This window comes from Pseudomonas sp. GW822-FHT01E03 (genome assembly GCF_058802985.1).
The window spans coordinates 1-19,963 of sequence record NZ_JBXAOQ010000007.1 but is presented as its reverse complement, the minus strand read 5'-3'; the positions used below and the strand labels follow the sequence as shown (position 1 = coordinate 19,963).

At 61.8% G+C, this 19,963-nt stretch carries 13 protein-coding genes; 4 read left to right on the top strand and 9 right to left on the bottom strand.

Going from position 1 to position 19,963, the window contains the following annotated elements; genetic code table 11:
• Positions 1-436: 436 nt before the first annotated feature.
• Positions 437-1,510: a diguanylate cyclase gene (locus tag AC1RP7_RS15315; protein ID WP_218496433.1), complete on the bottom strand. Its 1,074-nt coding sequence runs from the start codon at positions 1,508-1,510 to the stop codon at positions 437-439.
• A gap of 198 nt (positions 1,511-1,708) precedes the next feature.
• On the opposite strand from AC1RP7_RS15315, the gene AC1RP7_RS15310 reads away from it, so the two are divergent.
• The 3 genes from AC1RP7_RS15310 to hglS all read left to right on the top strand — a co-directional run bounded on the left by AC1RP7_RS15310 (position 1,709) and on the right by hglS (position 5,647).
• Positions 1,709-3,163: a flavin-containing monooxygenase gene (locus AC1RP7_RS15310; protein WP_090456359.1), complete on the top strand. Its 1,455-nt coding sequence runs from the start codon at positions 1,709-1,711 to the stop codon at positions 3,161-3,163.
• 22 nt (positions 3,164-3,185) lie between these two features.
• Positions 3,186-4,142 carry an alpha/beta fold hydrolase gene (locus AC1RP7_RS15305; protein WP_090456361.1) on the top strand — a complete coding sequence of 319 codons (957 nt, stop codon included), beginning with the start codon at positions 3,186-3,188 and terminating at the stop codon, positions 4,140-4,142.
• A gap of 110 nt (positions 4,143-4,252) precedes the next feature.
• Positions 4,253-5,647, top strand: a complete 1,395-nt coding sequence (hglS, locus tag AC1RP7_RS15300; RefSeq protein ID WP_493182547.1) for a 2-oxoadipate dioxygenase/decarboxylase HglS — start codon at positions 4,253-4,255, stop codon at positions 5,645-5,647.
• Between the two features lie 361 nt (positions 5,648-6,008).
• On the opposite strand, the gene AC1RP7_RS15295 is transcribed toward hglS, so the two are convergent.
• From AC1RP7_RS15295 to AC1RP7_RS15280, 4 genes are all read right to left on the bottom strand, one after another.
• Positions 6,009-6,587, bottom strand: coding sequence for a hypothetical protein (locus AC1RP7_RS15295; protein ID WP_154862343.1), 579 nt, complete (start codon positions 6,585-6,587; stop codon positions 6,009-6,011).
• A gap of 132 nt (positions 6,588-6,719) precedes the next feature.
• Positions 6,720-7,793 carry a lipocalin-like domain-containing protein gene (locus tag AC1RP7_RS15290; protein ID WP_492624236.1) on the bottom strand — a complete coding sequence of 358 codons (1,074 nt, stop codon included), beginning with the start codon at positions 7,791-7,793 and terminating at the stop codon, positions 6,720-6,722.
• Positions 7,783-10,254, bottom strand: a complete 2,472-nt coding sequence (locus tag AC1RP7_RS15285) for an ABC transporter permease (protein WP_493182546.1) — start codon at positions 10,252-10,254, stop codon at positions 7,783-7,785. Before AC1RP7_RS15285 ends, AC1RP7_RS15290 begins: the two co-directional genes overlap by 11 nt.
• Position 10,255: 1 nt before the next feature.
• On the bottom strand, positions 10,256-10,924 hold the full coding sequence (locus AC1RP7_RS15280; RefSeq protein WP_090456368.1) for an ABC transporter ATP-binding protein: 669 nt from the start codon (positions 10,922-10,924) through the stop codon (positions 10,256-10,258).
• Between the two features lie 137 nt (positions 10,925-11,061).
• Between AC1RP7_RS15280 and AC1RP7_RS15275 the strand changes: the two genes are divergently transcribed.
• Positions 11,062-13,035: an alkyl/aryl-sulfatase gene (locus AC1RP7_RS15275; protein ID WP_493182544.1), complete on the top strand. Its 1,974-nt coding sequence runs from the start codon at positions 11,062-11,064 to the stop codon at positions 13,033-13,035.
• A 608-nt stretch (positions 13,036-13,643) separates the two neighbouring features.
• On the opposite strand, the gene AC1RP7_RS15270 is transcribed toward AC1RP7_RS15275, so the two are convergent.
• The 4 genes from AC1RP7_RS15270 to AC1RP7_RS15255 form a co-directional block, all read right to left on the bottom strand.
• Entirely contained in the window at positions 13,644-15,029 is a 1,386-nt protein-coding gene (locus AC1RP7_RS15270) for a DUF1254 domain-containing protein (RefSeq protein ID WP_493183423.1), read from the bottom strand.
• A complete protein-coding gene (locus AC1RP7_RS15265) occupies positions 15,026-16,375 on the bottom strand; it encodes a DUF1254 domain-containing protein (RefSeq protein ID WP_493183421.1) in 1,350 nt (449 codons plus the stop codon). Before AC1RP7_RS15265 ends, AC1RP7_RS15270 begins: the two co-directional genes overlap by 4 nt.
• Before the next feature lie 155 nt (positions 16,376-16,530).
• Positions 16,531-17,868 (bottom strand): DUF1329 domain-containing protein, encoded by a 1,338-nt coding sequence (locus AC1RP7_RS15260; RefSeq protein WP_090456375.1) that lies wholly within the window; start codon positions 17,866-17,868, stop codon positions 16,531-16,533.
• Between the two features lie 11 nt (positions 17,869-17,879).
• Positions 17,880-19,712, bottom strand: a complete 1,833-nt coding sequence (locus AC1RP7_RS15255; RefSeq protein ID WP_493183419.1) for a DUF1302 domain-containing protein — start codon at positions 19,710-19,712, stop codon at positions 17,880-17,882.
• Positions 19,713-19,963 lie beyond the last annotated feature (251 nt).

Here is a 19,963-nt window from a genome sequence, read left to right as displayed (position 1 = left end):
GCAGGCTCGCTCCCACAGTGGATTTCTGTTGAGCACAAATCTTGTATTCACCCGGAATCCCCGTGGGAGCGAGCTTGCTCGCGATGAGGCCATCACAGCCAGCATCCCTGCCGCCTGACACACCGCCATCGCGAGCAGGCTCGCTCCCACAGTTGATTTCTGTTGAACACAAATCTTGTATTCACCCGGAGTCCCTGTGGGAGCGAGCTTACTCGCGATGAGGCCATCACAGCCAACATCCCTGCCGCCTGACCCGCCGCCATCGCGAGCAAGCTCGCTCCCACAGTTGATCTTTGTTGAACACAAATCTTGTATTCACCCGGAGTCCCTGTGGGAGCGAGCTTGCTCGCGATAAGGCCGTCAAAGCCAACATCCCTGCCGCCTGACCCGCCGCCATCGCGAGCAGGCTCGCTCCCACAGGTTTTGCGGTGTAGGGTCACACCGAGTCGAGTAGTTCGCGATGGGGTTTCCCGTTACCGCAGCAGATCACCCGATTACGCCCGGTGGTCTTGGCTTCGTACAACGCATGATCGGCATCATTGAGCCAAAGCATCGCGTCGGCATGGGCCGGGTTGAATGACGCCAGGCCAATGCTCAGGCTGACTTTCAGCGCCGGGTTCTGCTCGTAGCCCAAGATGGCGAAGCGAGCGCGCAGGGCATCCATGATGGCAGCGGCGCGGTTCAGGGGCAGGTCCGGAAGGATCACGCAGAACTCGTCGCCGCCGTAGCGCCCTGCCACATCGGTCGCTCGCAGGTTCTGCTTGAGCATTTTGCTCAACTGACGCAAGACGATGTCGCCGGCAACATGGCCGTAGGTGTCGTTGATGGCTTTGAAATGGTCGATGTCGATCAGGGCGATCGCTCCGCCTTTTTGCTGGCTATTGCAACGCTGGAACTCGATTTCCAGTTGGTCCTTCCAGGTGCCATGGTTCAGCAGGCCTGTCAGGCTGTCGGTGCGGCTCAGTGCCAGCAGTTCACGCTTCTGACAGCCCAGAGTATGGGCCTGGCGGAAGCAGATCCAGCCCAGCGCCAGCGGATACAGGCACAGCAACGGCAAACAGGCATAGAGCTGCACCGCGCTGGTGGCAGGAATGAACGCCGGGGCGAAAATCAGCAGGCCAACGCCCACGCCCAGGATTTGCGAGGCTGTCCCGGCCAGTAGAAAGCGCGAGCCGCCTATGGCCACGTTGTTCATGGCCATCATGGAAATGGTGGTCGCGCTGGGCAGTGGATTGAATTGCATCGCGGCAATCCAGAAGCCGCCGAGAAAGGCATCGATCAGCAGATTGCGGTGTTCGGCATGATAGGGCGTCTTGGCCCGGCGCGCCCATTGGTAAGCAAGGTGCGGCCAGACCAGGCCATTGAACCACATGAAGCCCCAGACCCAAGGTGCAGGATCGAGTGGATACATTGCCGCGCTCACACACACCAGCCCCAGGGCCAACCCCAGGATCCGCGATGTATAGAGCCTCCTGGCCAATGAAGATCCCTTTCCTCCCGCTTTTGCCATAGGACCTCTTTGCCACTCCACGGAATGCGATTACAGCCTGTGCCTATGCGCTGGAGTCTATCAGGGTGGCATTAAATAGCCATCACCGACTAACGGGCTGAAAATCGCGACATCAGGCTCACATAAAAGCAAAAGCCTCACCCCATTAACGGCTATACATGAAAGAAGGGGTTGATCAATGACCATAAGAGGAGGCCCATGCAGACCTTTCAAGTATTGATCATCGGCAGCGGGTTTGGCGGCCAATGTGCAGCAATCAATTTGCTCAAGGCCGACATCGATGATTTTCGCCTGCTGGAGCGGCGTGATTTCTTCGGCGGCACCTGGTGCCAGAACACCTACCCCGGCGCGGCAGTCGACGTGCCCTCGCCGCTGTACTCCCTGTCTTTTGCTCCGTATCGCTGGACGCAAATGTTCGCCGAACAGGCCGAACTGCACCGTTACACCCGCCACGTGGTGGAGCACTTCGGCCTGCGGGACAAAGTGGAACTGGGCGCCAATGTCGAGCGCGTCGAATGGGACGACGCCCACAAACGCTGGACGGTGTACACCACCGGCAAAGGCACGTTTTGCGCACAGTTCCTGATCAACGCGACCGGGCCGCTGAGTCAACCGGTTGTTCCGCGCTTCGACGGACAGGAGCGTTTTCAAGGTAAAGCGTTTCACACCAACAACTGGGATCATCACTACGACTACCGGCAAAAACGCGTGGCTATCGTCGGCAGCGGCGCCAGTGCGGCCCAGGTCATTCCGGCCATCGCCCCGGACGTCGGGCACTTGCATGTATTCCAGCGCACGCCCCACTGGGTCCTGCCCCGGGCTGACCGCAGCTTTGGCCGTTTCCAGCGCTGGCTGCTGGGGTTCAAGCCGGCCTACAAGCTGCTGCGCTGGGGGATCTACTGGCAATTCGAAACCCGGGTGATTGCCTTCAAGTATTCGAAACCGGCGGTGCACATGGTCCAGCGCCAGGCCCTGCGTTTTCTCAAACGCCAGGTGCCGGATGCCGAACTGCGGCGCCAACTGACGCCGGACTACACCATCGGCTGCAAACGGGTGATTCTGTCCAGCACGCTGTACCCGGCACTGGCGCGCGACAACGTGACGCTGCACAGCCGCGAGCAAGGCATCGCGTCCATCGACGAGACCGGTATCGTGACACTGGACGGCCAGCACATCGACCTGGACCTGATCGTCTGGTCCACTGGCTACGATGCCACCGACGGGGTGATTTCCTACCCGGTAACGGGCAAAAAAGGCACCCGTCTCAAGGAAGTCTGGGCGCAGTACCCACGGGCCTACCTCGGCACCGCCCTGCCCGACTTCCCCAACCTGTTCATCGTCACCGGACCGAACACCGGGATCGGTCACACCTCGGCGCTGTTCATCATCGAATCCCAGATGAATTACATCCTCGATTGCATTCGCACCTTGAAGACTCAAGGTTTACGCAGCATCGAAGTTCGCCATGAGGCGGAACGTACCTACACTGAAATGATCCACCGGGAAATGGAACGTACCGTGTGGAAATCCGGTGGTTGCCACAGTTGGTATCAAAGCAAGAGCGGTCATGTGATTGCCATGTTTCCGGGATTCAGCTTCAGCTTTCATCGCTTGACCCGAGCGCTGAAACCCGCCGATCACATTTTGTCCTGAGCAGATAGAAGGGAGACGCGTGATGCTTTTGTTGTTCGTCGTTCTCGCAGTGTTCGTTGCCTGGAGCTGGCTGACCTACCCGGCCATCGGCTACTGGCTCTATGACTTGAGCATGGCGGCCGAGGCCAAGTTGTACCGGCTGCACAAGATCGTCGTGCCCATCCCCGAAATGACCGTCTCGACCTGGCAAGGCGGGCCGTACGAGGCCACCAGCAGTGTGCTGATGCTCCATGGCTTCAGCGCCGACAAAAACCTCTGGCTGCGTTTCGCCCGGCACTTTGTCGGCAGCCATCGGGTGATCATCCCGGACATCGCCGGTCATGGCGAAACCGGCTTCAAGGCGGGCGGCGGCTACGACATCCCGCTGCAGGCCAAACGCATGATCCAGCTGCTGGACGTTTGCGGGGTGGAGAAAGTCCATGTCATCGGCAACTCCATGGGCGGCTACATGGCGGCGTGGCTCGCGGCCACTTACCCGGAACGCATTGTGTCCGTGGCCCTGGTCGACCCGGCCGGGGTCACCGCCCCCGAGCCCAGTGACCTTGAGCGGCATTTGGCCAAGGGCCACAACCCGTTTCTGATTCACTCGCGCGAAGAATTCCGGCGTTTCTACGCCATGACCATGGCTTCGCCACCCTGGGTACCGAAGCTGGTGCTCGATGCCGTCGCCCAGCGCTATGAACAGTCCCGCGAAGAACTGGAGGAAATCTTCCGCGAATTCCGTGCCAGCCCGCCGATGGAACCGCACCTGCCCGACATCACCGCCCCGGCGCTGTTGCTGTGGGGGCGCAAGGACCGGCTGATCGACGTCAGCAGCGTGGCGGTCTGGAGCAAGGGCATCGCCGACCTGCGCGTGCATATCTGGGACGCCATCGGGCACATGCCCATGGTGGAAGCGCCATACGGTTCGGCGCGCCTGTATCGCGAGTTTTTGGCATCGCTGCGCTCGGAGAGCCCACAGGATCAACGACTGCATTAGGTATGTAGTCCTTAACAGAATGAAGTTCGTCAGAAACTTCGTTTGTCGGCGTCGCTGAAGGCTGCGATCTTTCGTCCATCCTTTACGTCACCGCGCCAGGAATCCTGTTCATGAACCACCCGAACTTCGTCAGCCCTGACCTGATCCGCCAACGCTTCTCCAAAGCGATGTCCGACATGTACCGCGAGGAAGTGCCGTTGTACGGCGCGTTGATGGAACTGGTGGAACAGACTAACCGTCACGTGCTGGACAACGATGCGAAAATCCTGCGGCAGCTCACCAGTACCGGCGAAATCGAACGCCTGGACCTGGAACGTCATGGGGCGATTCGCGTTGGTACGGCCGATGAACTGGCGACCCTCGCCCGCCTGTTCGCGGTGATGGGCATGCAACCGGTGGGTTACTACGACCTGACACCGGCCGGCGTGCCGGTGCATTCCACGGCGTTTCGCGCGGTGCATGAAGCGTCGTTGCAGGTCAGCCCGTTCCGGGTATTCACGTCGCTGTTGCGCCTGGAATTGATCGAAGACCTGGAGCTGCGAGCGTTCGCCCAGTCGATGCTCGACCAGCGTTCGATCTTCACCCCCACGGCCCTCACGCTTATCGAGCGCGCCGAATCCCAGGGTGGCCTGACCGAGCAGCAAGCCCTGGACTTCGTCGAGCAGGCACTGGAAACGTTTCGCTGGCACCACAGCGCCACCGTCACCGCCGAACAGTATCAACAGCTCAGCGCCCAGCATCGTCTGATCGCCGACGTGGTGGCGTTCAAGGGCCCGCACATCAACCACCTGACACCACGGACCCTGGACATCGACATCGTCCAGGCGCAGATGCCAGCCCATGGCATCACCCCCAAAGCGGTGATCGAAGGCCCGCCTCGCCGCCAGTGCCCGATCCTGCTGCGCCAGACCAGCTTCAAGGCTCTGGACGAGCCGATTGCCTTCACCGATCAAAGCGAGGCTCGCGGCAGTCACAGTGCCCGGTTCGGCGAGATCGAACAGCGCGGTGCCGCCCTCACGCCCAAAGGCCGCGCACTCTACGACCGTTTGCTCAATGCCGCGCGGGACGAACTCAAGGACTTCCCCAACGAAGCCAACGCTGCGCGCTACAACGCCCTGATGGCGCAGCATTTCAGCGAGTTCCCTGACACCTGGGAAGGCATGCGCCAACAGGGCCTGGCTTACTTTCGCTACTTCGTGACGGAAAAGGGCCTGGCGGCGGGCGACCTGAAAAACGCGCCCCTGGAAGACCTGCTCAGCGACGGTTACCTGCGGGTAGAACCCCTGGTGTACGAAGACTTTCTGCCCGTCAGCGCGGCGGGGATTTTTCAGTCAAACCTGGGGGACGCGGCGCAAACCCGTTACGGCGCCCATGCCAACCAGCAAGCGTTCGAACAGGCCCTGGGGCGTTCGACGATCGATGAGCTGGAACTGTACGCCGAGAGCCAGCGGCGTTCGATCGAACAGTGTTTCGCCGCGTTGGCCGATGTTGCGTCAAGTCAATAAAAAACATGATTGAATGATTTGTCACAACTCAATAAAAACGGGCGACCTACAGGTCGCCCGTTTTTTTATATCCGAAACGTTCTATACAGCAAATAAAGTGTTCGCCCAGTGCAATGGCCTCGGCAATCCATGCACTGGTAAAGAGCCCTGACACTGGGCGAACGGAACGTATTTTAGTAGAAGCGGATTAATATGTCCGTACGCAAAAATGAAATTTATCGACACAATGTTTAACAAGATGTCGATTTAAATACTATGCAACACGGCATCTCAAACTCACCAGTTCGACCATTACGAGCTGATTATTTCTATACAAAACTTGCACAAAAACAATCGGCCCGTATAACGCCAATACTCAATATTAGTGCTTGCTGGTCACCGTCAATATGTCGGTATAAACCACGTTGACGCTTTGTCCGACTTTCAAGTCCTTGAGTTTGGCCTGGACTTCAGGTCGTTTGACGTCGACGGTCTTGGACTTGCCTTCCGGGTTTTCGAAGGTCACCTGGTTTTTCTTCAGGTCAATGCTGGTGATTTTCAGCTGCACTTTCACCTGACGGTACGCTTCGCCGCCGGGGTTGGGGCTACCTGGCGCTGTGCGCATTTCGCCGGTGGCTTCGGCGGTGCCGGGCAGGCCTTTGTCGACATCGGTGTCGAGGAAGGCTGCAACGGCGCTGGTAACCCTGATTTCCACCGTATCGCCAGCCTTGAGGTTGTCGAGGTTTTTCGCCTTGTCGGTCAACTGCACAGGGAACTCATTACCCTGCGGGCCTTTAAGGACCACGGAATGGTTCGCGGTATCTACCGAAACGACTTTGGTGGTGACCTGGTCAACCACCACAACTTCGGACAACGGGAGTTCGGCGGCAACCGCGCCAAAACTGGCGACAGACAGCAAGGTTGCGAGGGTGATGGCTTTGCTCAGTGCGTGGCGTTTCATAGGCAGAACATTCCCTGTGATAGATGGCAACAGACGGCGTTGAAACCGGGCTCAACGCCATGTGTGCGAGTGAGCATAGACGCTGTTCAGCGAGTGGTCGCGCCGCAGCGGTGATTTTCCTGACACGAGCGCCTAGTACCCGGTCATTTCCAGATAGCCCTGCCCTGCATGGCTGCCACTGAGGCGCACCGGGCCTTCCCAGTACGGAATGCGCAAGTCCATCCAGGCCTGGGGATTGAGCGCGGCAATGGTTATATCGAGGTGTCTTGCAGGGATTTTGATCGACCAGCGAATGGGCATCTCACGCCCGGCAACCCGGGCGGTGTCTTGCGGCGTGAGACTGATGTCGCGGGCGTGCAGCAATTGTGTCTGGCCCCGGGCGTCGATCCAGGTGCCGGTGAGGTAAGGCTCGCCGTCCTTTTGCCGCATGCGATACAGCATCACCTGCTCGCCGCTGTCCAGATGCAGGGAGAGCCAGTCCCAACCGGTCTGGTTGCTCGTCAGGGGCTGGCTGCTCCATTCCCGGTCGAGCCAGGCCGGGCCACTGACCTGAAAGGTCTTGCCGTCGATGTCCAGGGTGCCGCTGGCCCGGAAAAACGGCTGGCTGTAGTAATAAGAGGCCTGACCCTGTTCGGATTTCTGGCTGAAGCCCCGGTCCCCCTGAAGCACCAGCGGACCTGTCGAAGTCAACCGCAGCCGATAGCTGAAACGCCGGTCGCTGGCACTGAGCTGCAGGTCGGCCAACGGGTCGTCGGCAGTCGTCTGGCTACTCAATTGCCAGTCATCGATCCACGCGTTGAACGGCGCGACGCTGACACCGGCTTGACCGACGCCGCCACGGGCATAACGTTCGGCCGCGTGATGCGCCGTCGCCGATGTCACCGCCGCGTGGCCGAGCCAGATCGTCTGATTCTGCCAGCCCAGCACCTCGGGGGCGGCTTTCAAGGCACTGCGGAACAAGGTCCATTGCGCGCCAAACTCATGCCCCTGATCGTCCTTCAGGTTGGCCGTGACGTACCACCATTCGATGCGAAAGCCGTCGTGCGGGCCGTGATCCGCCGGGAAGCTGAACACCCGACCGGGCACCACCGGGGTGAACGCAGCGGCCTGGTTGCCCAACCCGGCAAAGCCTTTTTCCACCGGTGCCGGTTGATCGCAACCGCTCGCCAGCAGCGCCAGGAGCAACACGCCGACTTTAATCTTCATGGGCAAACGTCCGCAGCAGGTCCGCCGGTTGTGTGCGGTACAAACGGTACAACGGCCAGGCCGAGGCCAGTAACGTCGCCACCAGCGCCAGCCCCATCAATTGCAACAGTTGCAATGGAAACACTCGCAACGGCAGTCGCCAGCCAAAGGCCTGCACGTTGATCACCGCGTCCAGGCACCACGCCAGGGCGATGCCCAGCGGCAACGCCAGCACCAGGGTCAATATCGCCAGCAGCCAGGTTTGCCCGAGGTTGAGCAACATCAAATGCCGACGCGTCACGCCCAACGCCCACAATGGCGCCAGTTGCCCGAGACGGCTCTGGCTTTGGGTCAACAGGCTGATGAACAGCGCCACCCCCGCTACGCACAGCGTCAGGCTGTTGAGTGCGGCGGTGGCAGCGAAGGTGCGCTCGAAGACTTGCGTGGACCAGCCCTTGAGCCGTGCCTGATCGACGATGCGGCTGTCGTCCAGGGCAAATCGCGCCTGCAATGCCGTGACGAACGCCGGGATCGACGCCGGTTCGATGCGCAGGTTGAAGCGGTTCGGAGTCAGTTGCGGCCAGCCGCGCAACAGGTGGCGGATGTTCACCAGAATGTGGCCCTTGGGATTGCCGTAGTCGGCGTAGATCCCGACGATCCGTGGCGACCACGGGCCGGTGGGCGTCGGCAGCGTCAGGTGATCGCCCAGTTGCACTCGCAGGCGCCGGGCCAGTTGTTCGCTGAGCATCACCGCATCTTCCTTGGCCAGTCGCTCCCAAGGGTTGTCGCCCAAGGCTTCGAGCAGTGGCCAGTGCTGGCGGTAGGTCGGATGGTCGATGATCCCGGACAGGTCCGTCGGCCAGCCCTGCAATTGAATCGAAACCTGCCAGTTGGGCAGCACGGCCGCCAGTTGCGGCTGCTGGTTGAGCCAGCTGTGCAGCTCCCGAGCCTGGGCCGGGTTCTGTGGATTGAGGTAAAGCTCGGCCGTCAGCCGTTGCTCGAGCCAGTCACTGAAGGTCTGGCGAAACCCTGCGGTCATGCTGCCGGCACCGATGTTTGCCGCCATGGCCAACAGCAGCGCCATCAAGGCCAGGCTCAACGCCGGCAGTTGCTGGCGGCAATCGGCAACAAACCACTGGCCGAGCACCGAGCGACTGCGCTGCGAAACGAAACTGAGCAGCGCGCTGAGCACCACCGGCAAGGCCAGCGCGGCACCGATCAACAGCGCGGCCATCAATACGAAGCCACTGATCAGGCTGTCGCCGAGGATCAACGCCAGCAACGCGATCATCCCGGCCATGGCCGCCACCCAACCCTGGCGTCGCAACCAGCGCGCATGGGCTTGATGCCAGGCCTGCGGATCGGCCAGCGCCAGCAATGGCAGACGCGCCGCCCGAAGCAGGCTGTTGGCCCCGGCCAGCAACGCGCCGATCAGACTCAAGCCGATACCACTGAACCACCACGACAGACCAAGGCTCAACTGCCCCGCCACTTCGGCGCCATACAAGCCACGCAGGCTGGCGGCGACATCGGGTAACAGCACGCCGGCCAGCAGGTAGCCGCTGACCACCCCGGCCACACCACCGATCAGGGCCAATCCACCCAATTCGACGGCAAGACAGGCCATCAGCATCCGCGCACTCACACCGCAGGCACGCAGGGTTCGGAGCAAGCTTCGCCGTTGCTCCAGCGCCAGCCCGATGGCGGCGTGCACGATAAACAGGCCGACCACGAACGACAGCCCCCCCAGGGCATCGAGGTTCAGGTGAAAGCTTTCGGTCAGGCGCCTCAGGTTGTTTTCTTCGCCGGCGCGCTTGAGTTGCAACAGGCCTTTGAACGGCTCCGGCAACGGCGCGGTGAAATCCTTCGGTAACAGCAGCCGCGACAGTTGCTCCGGCAACCCCAGAATCTGCTGGGCAAAACCAATGTCTACCAGCAGCACGCCGGGCGCCATATCGGCCTGCACATGCAGCGGCGGCAGGGCCACGCCCGCCAGGTTCAGTGGCCGGTCACCCTCGCGCAAACCCATTGCCTGCAAGGTCTGCGACGATATCCAGGTACTGCCCGGCGGACTGAAAAAGCCGACCACCTGTTCAATCGCCAACGCCTGCCCGGCCACCGCTGCGCCCGCCGGCAGCGACACCGGCTCGATGCCCATCAACTGCAAGCGCTGCTCTTCGTGCCCCTTGAGCGTGACCCGGCCTTGCAGCACCGGTGACACCGGCCACCCCGCGCGCCGCAGATCGATAAACCATTGCTGGGGGAACGTGCCGCCACCGGGCGCACCGAGGCTGGCCTGAGGTTCGCCGCCGATCAACTGACTGGCGCGGGCATAGCTGTCGCGGGCCTGGCTGTTGAGTGCCTGGACGCCGGTCAACAGACTGGTGGCCAGCCACAACCCGGTCAGCACACTGAAAAACTGCACCGGATGCTGCCGCCAGTGGCTGAGCAGTGCACGCAGGGTTTCGCCAAAGATGCGCATGTCAGCGCTCGCCCGCAGCGGCCAGGCGACCGCCGCACAGCAGGGCTTTTTCCGCCAGCCGTGCCGCGACGCCGGGACTGTGGGTGACCATCAACAGGCTGGTGGGACTGTCGTCGAGCAATTCCAGCAGCAACTGCAACACCTCGGCACCGGTGGTTTCATCGAGGCTGCCGGTGGGCTCGTCGGCCAGCAACAATGGCGGACGCGACGCCAGCGCCCGGCCCAGCGCGACCCGTTGCTGCTGGCCGCCGGACAGCTGCTCGGGGTAGCGCCGCAGCAGCTCGCCCAGGCCCAGGCGTCGCACCAGGTGCGCCTGCCAGCGTGGGTCATGACGCCCCGCCAGCCGCGCCTGAATCGCCAGGTTGTCTTCGACCCGCAGGCTGCCGATCAGGTTGAACTGCTGGAACACCAGGCCGATTTCCGTACGGCGCCAGTTTGCCAGTTGCCCTTCATTCATCTGTTCCAGGCGATGCGCGCCACTGCGGATGCTGCCGCGATCGACCTTGTCCAGCCCGGCGATCAGGTGCAGCAAGGTGCTTTTGCCACTGCCCGACTCGCCCATCAGCGCCAGGCTGCTGCCGGGCCTGAGCGTCAGGTCGACGCCTTGCAGCACCGGCAGCGGCCCCTGCGGTGTGGCGTAGCTTTTGAAAACACCATGGACTTCAAGCATGGGTCAACCTGCTGGATAGGCGTGGCTCAAGGATAGCGGTCCTGAATGTTTTTTGTCCGTTGCTGATGATCGCCCCGCCCGCGCCCCGCCCTACCCTCGAAGCTGGTCTAACCATAACGATAAAAAACGGAGACGCCATGCCTCGTTTCACCTTGAGCCCTCGTGGGCTGCTCGCTTGCCTGATCACTGCCTGCCTTGCGCAATCGGTGGTCGCCGCCGATGGACCGGTCGCAGCCAGCCCGCAAACCACGGCCAGTAACGCCGTCGTGCTGCAACAACTGCCCTTCACCGACCGCACCGACTACGAGTCGGTCACCAAGGGTCTGATCGCGCCGTTCAAGGGCCAGGTCAAGGACGCCTCGGGCAAGGTCATCTGGGATATCCAGGCCTATGACTTCCTCGCCAAAGACCAGGCCCCGGAGTCGGTCAACCCGAGCCTCTGGCGCCTGGCCCAACTCAGCGCCCATGCCGGATTGTTCGAAGTCAGCCCACGGCTGTATCAGGTGCGAGGCCTCGACCTGGCCAACATGACCATCATCGAAGGCGACGACGGGCTGATCATCATCGACCCGCTGACCATGGCCGAAACCGCCAAGGCGGCACTGGACCTGTACTACCAGAACCGTCCGCGCAAACCGGTGGTGGCGGTGATCTACAGCCACACCCACGTCGACCACTTCGGTGGCGTGCGCGGGGTCATCGACGAATCCGACGTCAAGGCCGGCAAGGTCAAGGTGTTCGCCCCCGTCGGGTTCATGGAACACGTGATGAGCGAGAACGTCTACGCCGGCAATGCCATGAGCCGCCGCGCACAGTTCCAGTTCGGCAGCCTGCTGCCCCGTGGCGAAAAAGGCCAGGTCGACGCCGGCCTGGGCAAGAGCACACCGAGCGGCGGCACTGTCACCCTGATCCCGCCCACCGACCTGATCGACAAGGAACTGCAAACCCACACCATCGCCGGTCTCGAGGTAGAGTTCCAGTTGACCCCGGGCACCGAGGCGCCGGCAGAGATGAACCTGTACCTGCCGCAATTGCGCGCCTTGTGCATGGCGGAAAACGCCACGCAAATGATGCACAACATCCTTACCCCCCGCGGCGCGCAAGTGCGTGACGCCAAGGCCTGGGCCGAGTACCTCGACGCCAGCCTGGCGCGTTACGGCGACAAGAGCGACGTGTTGTTCGCCCAGCACAACTGGCCGACCTGGGGTGGCGAACGCATCCGCACCTTCCTCGCCGACCAGCGCGACATGTACGCCTTCCTCAATGACCGCACCCTGCACCTGCTGAACCAGGGCCTGACGCCGCTGGAAATCGCCGACTCAATCAAGAAACTGCCCGGCAGCCTGGACCAGAAGTGGTACACCCGTGGCTACTACGGCTCACTGAGTTTCAACACCCGGGCGGTGTATCAGCGCTACATGGGTTTCTATGACGGTAACCCGGCCAACCTCAATCCGCTGCCGCCGGTAGAAACGGCCAAGCGTTCGGTCGAGGCCATGGGCGGCGAAGCGGCAGTGCTTGAGAAAATGCAGGCGGCGATGGCCAAGGGTGAATACCGCTGGGCCGCGCAACTGGGCAATCAGGTGCTGTTCGCCAACCCGGACAACGGCGACGCCCGCAAAGCCCAGGCCCAGGCGTTGGAGCAAATGGGCTATCAAAGTGAAAACGCCACCTGGCGCAACATGTACCTGACCGGTGCCATGGAACTGCGCAACGGCGTGCCACCCCATGCGGGCACTTCGGTATCGGTGGACATGGTGCGGGCGATGAGTCCGCAGATGTTTTTCGACTTCCTGGCGGTGCGCCTGGACAGTGAAAAGGCCGTAGGCCATGACCTGACCCTGAACTGGACCTTCGATGACCTGAGCAAGGACTTCAACCTGACCCTGCGCAATGGCGTGCTGACCCACCGTGCAGGGCTCAATGCTCAGGCGGATGCCAGCGTGACCATGAGCAAGGCCACCCTGGAACAGATCAGCCTCAAGCAACTGGATATTCCGACGGCAATCCAGAAAGGTCTGATCAAGTTGCAAGGCAATGGCAAGAAGCTTGGGGAGTTGATGAGCAGCCTCGATACGTTTGCGCCGCAGTTCAATATTGTCACGCCTTGACCGGATGACGCGGGAAACCGCGTCGCCTTCATCGCGAGCAGGCTCGCTCCCACACTGGATCTGTGCCATTCACAAATGCTGTGAACAACCCGATCCCCTGTGGGAGCGAGCTTGCTCGCGATGGCTTTGTGTCAGGCGATGATTGTTTTGTGGGTGTACATATCCCTTGCTGCGGTCACGGGCACTTAGGGTTCCGCCCTTACGGCGGGTCACTTGGAAAAGCGGAGCGCCGCCCGGCCCCAAGTAACCAAGGGCTCTTGCCCCTGACGTTCGGTGCCTCGCCTAGGCTCGGCATGCCCTCGCTCCGGTCCTGCTCCGTGGGCCCGCCGCCATCGGCCATCCATGGCCGGGGGCGGCTAACCCGGCATCCATGCCGGGTTGCCCACTGCGCAGAACCTCCACTCAGCCTCACGAGGGGGCGTGCACCGCAACAGCGCCCGAGGCGGCCTACCGGCCGGCCTGTTTGCCGGGTTCGTTCGTCTGTGAGTACCTGATTGACTGTCAGGCCGCCATCGCGAGCAAGCTCGCTCCCACTGGGGACCGGGTTGTTCACAGCATTTGTGAACGACACAGATCCTCTGTGGGAGCGAGCTTGCTCGCGATGCGGTTCAGGCAGACACCACTTCAACCACCGGCATTCGCCAGCGTTGATTGACCACCTGCTGCCCAGGTCCATACAGGCGCAGGACCAGGGTGAACGCTCCGCTTGCAGGCGTCGGCAACCAGTTGCTCTGCTCCGGCGGAGCGACGTTCTGCAGGATCAACGTCAACCCACCATCCGCATCTTCTTGCAATTGATCCCGGCTGCTCAGGCAGTAGCGATTGATCGGGTTGGCCACCAGTTGCCGGTCCGGCAAGTCATACAGCGTCAGCGACCAGAACTCGCTGGCCGGCGGCAGTTGACCCGCTGCGAAACGCAGGCGATAGCTTCGCCCACCCTGCAAGGGTTGCCCCTGATTATCCAGGCGAGTGCCGGTGTAGAAGGCCTCTTCCACGCTGTTGCCGTAGATGCCGACATTCGCCGCGACAGCGCGGTTGAGGTAATTGCCGTTCAGCGCTTCGCGAGTGCCGAACAGCCCGAGGGTGGTGCGTACCTGGCTCACTGCGGTTTGCAGTTGCGCCTGTGCCTCTTGAATCCCGGCGAGCAGTGCCTGGCGTGTTGCTGGCGGCAACGTCGCCGGGTCGAAACCCTGGCCGGGCACGATGCCGATCCGTGCAAAGCGCGCGCGCAAGGCTTGTTCGGACGGTTGCGTGGGGCACAGGCTGAGGATCTGGTTCAGCGCCGGAATAAACTCCAGCCCCAACCCGGTCTTGCTGTCCCAGGGGCGCCAGTCAATGGCTGGCGCAGCCACAGGCGGCGCACTGCCGATGTATTCATGCAACGAACGCAAACCGTATTGCTGCTGCAAGGCACGCACCGCCGGCAGGTCCCCGGCGTTTTTCAGGCCCGTTCTCCCAAGCACCATGACGATTTCGGTTTCACTGCGCAGCACAGCCTTGACGCCGTCCGGTGTCGGGCCTTGCCAGTGGGGTCCGGCGATCAGGTAATTCCCCGCATCGCGACCGGTGCTGAGCACGCCGACATAAGCAAAGTTGTGGGTGTACTGGTCGACCAGTTGAAGCACGTAATAGCGGTCGTCAGGCACGGCCGGCACGCTCAACACCTGCGGCTCGCTGCGCAGGTCAAGCCACGCCCAGGAGTACGGCGTGTCGTTGTTCGGCGTGACGATGTCGCGGTTGTTCGGGGTAAACAACTCGCTGTAATGACGAAAGCGGTTGAAGCCGCCAACGTACTCCGGCGCGTCCGGCTTGAGCGCCTGTTTTTCCATGGTCTGGTAATGCATGAGCATGGGGTAGGCGTAAATCCACGCCTCTTTGGCAATCTGCCGAGGGTCATCGGAATCACCGGCCAGCAGCCGGCGTGGAAACATCAGGCTTGCTCCCAATACCCCCATGCCGCCCAGCAACCGGCGGCGACTGAAAATCAGGTTCATGATTCGATCCTCGCAATCGTCGGCAACTGATAACTCCCGTCCAATGCCCCGCCCTTGGGCAGGTACAGGCGCAACAGCAGGTTGAACGGACCTTGCGGCGTCGGCAGCCAGTTGCCCTGCGGCGTAGCCTTGGGCGCATCGGCTTGCAGGATCAGGGTCAAGCCGCCGTCGGCATCGTATTGTAGACCAGGGCTGCGGTCGCCCAGGGCGTAACGCTGGATCGGGTTGGCCACCAGCAACTGGGTTTTGCCGTCATACAGGGTCAGCGACCAGAACGCATTCACCGGCGGCAATTGCCCGGCGGGAAAATGCAGGCGATAGGCGTGTTGGCCATTGAGTTCCTGCCCCTTTGCATCGTGCAACGCCATCGGGTACAGCGCTTCCACCGCATCGTTGGCGTAGATGTAGCGCCAGGCGACTGCGGCACGGGTCAGGTCATCGTCACCAAACTTGCCGACGTTGGGCGGCGACGGCAACCAGCCCTGCTGTTCCAGCGATAGTCGGCTGGAGGCTGCACGGACCTGTTCGCGACCGGCTTCGGCGCCCTGTGCGACGGCTTCGTTCAAGTCCGCCGGGGCCTGGAATCCGGCCCCCGGCTTCACCCCGATGGCGGCGAAACGGGCCAGTTTCTTTTGTTCGCCGGCGGTCCATTGATGCAAGGGGGCCAGCGCGTTGAAGGTGCTGAACAACACCTGCGCCGGCCCGTGCCTGGTGTCCGTGTACGCTGGCAGTTGCAGCGGTGCCAAGGGTTCAGGGGGCGCGCTGCCATTGACTTTGGACAGCGGTTGCAAGGCGTAGCCCCTCAGCACTTGCGCGGCGTCTTTCTGATCCGCTTCGCCCTTGACCTCGGTCCGTCCCAACAGGAAGACCAGCCGGCTCGGTGAGCGAATCACCGCGCTGAACCCCGATGGCGCGGGCCCCTTCCAGTCCGGCCCGACAATCAGGTAGCGCCCCGCCTTGTCACCCGTGGCGCGGGTGCCGATGTAGTCGAGGTTGTCGGTGCGCATGTCCACCAGCTGGAAACTGTAGTAGCGACCTTGCACGGCCGGTACGTCGAGCACCACAGGTTCGCTGCGCAAGTCCAGCAAGGCACGGGAATAGAAGGTGTCGTTGTTGGGCGACACCACTTTGTTGTCTTGCGGGCCGAGCAGGCGCGGTTCGCTGTAGAGACGATTGAACGGCAGTTTCGCGGCGATGGCGCTGAGCACTTTGTCGTGTTCGACGGTGGCGTAGGCGAACACGTAGGCCTCCTGCGCCAGGTCTTTGGCTTGCTGTTGGTCGAGGGTTGCGGCGTGAACAGTACCCAGGCTCGCGCCCAGGGCCAGAGCGGATATCCAGTAGCGCATGGCAGATCTCCTGGTAGATAAATATCAACACACACTGATCCCTGTGGGAGCGAGCTTGCTCGCGATGAAGCCGGAACATCCAACATTGATGTCGTCTGACACGCCGCCATCGCGAGCAAGCTCGCTCACACAAGGGATTTACGGTGCCTCCCGGTTTATTTGGCCCAACGCCGCAGGTCCGACGGGGTGTAGTCGTCGGTCTTGGCGGCGAAGCCCACGCGCATCGGCTCGGTCTCTTCGTTGGCCAGGCCACCGGCGTAGTAGCGTCCGGAGATCAGGTCATAGGAGGTTTCCAGCACGTTGTAGGTGAAGCCGTGGTCGTACTGCTGGATCGCGTGCAGTTCACCGCTGCGCCACAGTTCACCGCGACTGTCGTACTGGTCCGACTGGGCGATCTGCCAGCTGTCTTCGTCCACATAGAAGCGACGTTTGGCGTAGATGTGCCGGGCACCGGGCTTGAGGGTCGCTTCGACCACCCACACGCGGTGCTTCTCGTAGCGGGCCAGGTCCTGATTGACGTGGTTGGGCTTGATCACGGCGTCGTACTTGAGGTCGCGGCTGCCGATCTTGTAGCTGTTGTAAGGGATGAACAGCTCTTGCTTGCCCACCAGTTTCCAGTCGAAACGGTCCGGCGCGCCGTTGTAGCCATCGATGTTGTCGGCGGTGATCAGGCCGTTGCTGTAACGGGCGCTGTTGTCGTAGGCGATCATCGGCGCACGGCGCACGCGACGTTGCCCCGGCAGGTACTGCCAGGCCGAACGCGGCTCGGCGACCTGGTCAATCGGCTCGTGCACGAGCACCGCCTCACCGGACAGACGCGCCGGTTCCAGCACCCGGCTCTTGAACATGAACAGGATGTTCGAGCCCGGTTCCAGCCCGCCCACGGTGTCGGCAAAGTTGATCAAAGACTGGTTGCGCACGTAGCTGGTGGCGCCATTTTCACGCACCAGTGCGGCGCTGCTGATGCGCTCGTAACTGCCACCGCGATAACGGGTCATGTGGTTCCACATCACCTCCAGGCCTTCGGTGGGCAACGGAAACGGAATGCCCCTGGCATAGTCGTGCAAGCCGTTGCCGCCGTCGGCCATGCTGGTCTTGGCGACGTTCTCACGACTGACCGCCAGTACCTCCTTGGGCAGGTTGGCGCTGCGATGGCTCGGGTAGATGTTCATCTTGTAGGTGTCGGGAAAACGCTTGAACAACGCGATTTGCCCGGGGCTGAGAAACTTCTGGTATTGCGTCAGGTTCTGCGCGGTGACGGTGAACAACGGTTTCTCGGCGGCATACGGATCGCTGTAGCCGCCCTTGCTGTCGACGGTGCCGGCGTTGCTCGCCAGACCACCGGTCCAGGCCGGAATGCTGCCGTCGGCATTGGCCGCCATTTCCGAGCCCATGGGGGTCAGGGTCTTGCCCAGTGCCGCCGAATCGGTGCCTTTGGCCTGGGCCAGGCCGACGGTGCAGGCCAGGGCCAGCACGCACAATTGCATACGCATAACGGTTCTCCTTAGAAGTCTGCCTTGAAGCTGACGGATGCAAAATCGCGGTCGTCGAGGGTGCTGTAGTCGTTGGAACCGAAGAACGTGTTGTAGGCCAGTTCCACGCTGTAGTCGTTCATGTAGACGCCGGTCAGGCTCACGCCCAGCGCTTGCTGGCCTTCCTGGAACGGCCCTTGCGGATCGTAGGAATAGCCCGAGACGTCATGCCGCCAGTTGACGGCCGGAATCAGGTTGATGCCTGGCAACACATCGCTGTATTCGAGGCTGGCGCGCAGGCGATACCCCCACGACCAATCGGTGGCAAAGCCCTTGTCGGTGCAGTATTGGTTGGTCACACCTGAAGCTACCGTGTTGCACAGCGTGCCGTTGCGCGGGGCGCTGCGGCCGAACGCGGCGTTACGGCCCAAGCGCTCGTCCCCCAGATCGTCGATGTGCACGACACCGGCCTCACCGAACAGGCTCAGGCGCGTGGCGCCCAGCACGTTGTCGATGGCCTGGGTGGCCGAACCGGTCAACTGCCAGACGCCCTTGCGCTCCCACGCATCGAACTGGCTGCCATTGGTGGTGCTGAAGCCGGGCGGCAACTGCAACCAGGAACTGCCCGCCGGTCCGGAAATCACCGCAACGTTGACGTCGGGCGCGTTGATCGCGATCGGCATGTTCGGCCGGTAGCTCAACTCACCGGCCAGGGAAATCCCGGTGACAGGCTCGACGCCGTTGAGGCTGATGCCGTACAGGCGAATGTTTTCCGGGAAGGCCGCCGCATAGCTCGGCCCCTGGATACCACCGGGGAAGGTACCGGGCAAGGCGGTGTTCCTGGCGTTAATGGTGAAATACGGCAACCGCGAGTGATAGTTGATGTAGTAGATCGCCGCTTCCGCATCGTTGAGCGCCGGGATCATCTGGCGCAAGGCGAAGCCGAACTGGCCGTTGTCGGACGGCGATTCGTTGCCCCGGGACGTGGCGAACAAACCAGCGGCCTGCATCTGTTGATCGGTCTGCACCTGGCTCAGGTACAGCGGCCCGCAACCCGGCTGGATCACATCACTGCTGGCGAAGAAGGTGCCGCAACCGTCGAGTACGCTGGGGCGCCAGTTGTACTGGTAGAAACCTTCGAGGTTGGTGGTGTCGGTCAGGCCGAAGCTGAAGGAGACCATCTCCACCGGCAACTGGCCTTCCTTGATCTCCACGCCGGGACGGTTGAACGCCGAGATGTCCAACGGGTTGATCACGTTGATGCCGTTCTGGATCAGCAGCGCTTCGCCCCAGGACAACACCTGGTTACCGACCTTTACGTTCAGCGGATGCTCGGCCACCTGGAAGTCTTTCCAGACGTAGGCATCGAGCACCTCGAAGCCCTTGAATTTAGACAGGTCGTCCCAGCCCGAATCGTCGAAATCCTTGAAGCGGCCATTGCCGGTTTCGTAGGCGTGGTCGTACCAGTACTTGAAGCGAATGAACGCGCCCTGGCCCTGGCCCTGGCCATCGAGACTGATATCGGTGAGCCCCTTGAAGAGTTGCGAGATGGGGTCGCCCTTCTTGAAGTTCAGCCGGTTGTCGTCGGCGCTGACGCTGGTGCCATTGGCATTTACACCCTGGGCCTGCAAGGCGTTGGCGCGGGTCATCAGGCTTTTGTCGGGGTTTTGCGTCGACCAGCTGCTGCCCAGGCTCAGGCTGGTCTTGGTCGACAGGCTCCAGTCTTCGTTGAGGTCAAATGTGGTGGCGTAGGTTGGCCCCGTCAGTACGGCAAGAATCGCCAGCGCAAGGGGTTGCGGGCGAGTGTGGCCAAGCCGGTGAAGCCGTTGGCGGACTCCGGCTGTGGCCGAGCGTTTTTTTATCATTATTAGGCTCCGGTCAGGTTTGCTCAGCCCGGACACGGTGCCCAACTATCGGCCCCGACACGCAAGCGATGGCCGACAAAAAATAATCATCGGGGGGATCTGCGGGGGGCTTCGGTTAATTTCTGAAGGCGTACATATCCGTTTCTGCGGATGCGGTCACCTGTAGGAGCGAGCCTGAACTGGTCAAGTAATCCCAGACACCGATTACGGTGTTTATGCCGCTTTTTGCTCCATAGCTATTGGCGACAGGT